Annotated in this window: 1 pseudogene; it reads left to right on the top strand. The window is 60.3% G+C overall.

Annotation, left to right across the window (positions count from 1 at the left end):
• Nucleotides 1-832, top strand: a pseudogene (locus tag HX124_RS18075) (IS91-like element ISCR2 family transposase); the annotation flags it as partial.
• Nucleotides 833-1067 lie beyond the last annotated feature (235 nt).

Here is a 1067-nt window from a genome sequence, read left to right as displayed (position 1 = left end):
GCTGACGCACACCATCGCCCACCGGGTGGGTCGCTATCTGGAACGGCAAGGCCTGCTGGAACGGGATGTCGAAAACAGCTATCTGGCCTCGGATGCGGTGGATGACGACCCGATGACACCCCTGCTGGGGCACTCGATCACTTACCGTATCGCTGTCGGTTCACAGGCGGGGCGAAAGGTGTTCACTTTGCAAACTCTGCCGACCAGTGGTGATCCGTTCGGTGACGGGATTGGCAAGGTAGCCGGGTTCAGCCTGCACGCCGGCGTGGCGGCCAGGGCCGATGAACGCAAGAAGCTCGAACGGCTGTGCCGGTACATCAGCCGCCCGGCGGTATCCGAGAAGCGGCTGTCGTTAACACGAGGCGGCAACGTGCGCTACCAGCTCAAGACGCCGTACCGGGACGGCACCACGCACGTCATTTTCGAACCATTGGATTTCATTGCAAGGCTGGCCGCCCTGGTACCGAAGCCCAGAGTCAACCTAACCCGCTTCCACGGGGTGTTCGCACCCAACAGTCGGCACCGGGCGTTGGTCACGCCGGCAAAACGGGGCAGGGGCAACAAGGTCAGGGTGGCTGATGAACCGGCAACACCAGCACAACGGCGAGCGTCGATGACATGGGCGCAACGGCTCAAGCGTGTTTTCAATATCGACATCGAGACCTGCAGCGGCTGCGGCGGCGCCATGAAAGTCATCGCCTGCATTGAAGACCCTATAGTGATCAAGCAGATCCTTGATCACCTGAAGCACAAAGCCGAAACCAGCGGGACCAGGGCGTTACCCGAAAGCCGGGCGCCACCGGCTGAGCTGCTCCTGGGTCTGTTTGACTGACGAGCCTGAAGGCCAACGATACCAATCAAAATGCTGCGTTCACAGCGCCGCGGCAGGGATCCGCCGTGCTGGTTGTCGGAAAAGGAGCCGCTAGTGGGAAAGAGGAGGGTAAATTTTCAGCGTTGCTGGCTCCCCGTCAGCCGGATTGGGTTGCATCGCAGGGGTGTCGAAAGAGTCAACTGCGGTCCAAAGCTGTTGGACTTGGGTGAAAAGGGCGTTTATTCTTCCTATACGT

This window comes from Acinetobacter sp. 226-1 (assembly GCF_030329325.1).
In the GTDB taxonomy this organism is placed as follows: Bacteria; Pseudomonadota; Gammaproteobacteria; order Pseudomonadales; family Moraxellaceae; genus Acinetobacter; species Acinetobacter sichuanensis.
This window is presented reverse-complemented; position numbering and strand designations above follow the sequence as displayed.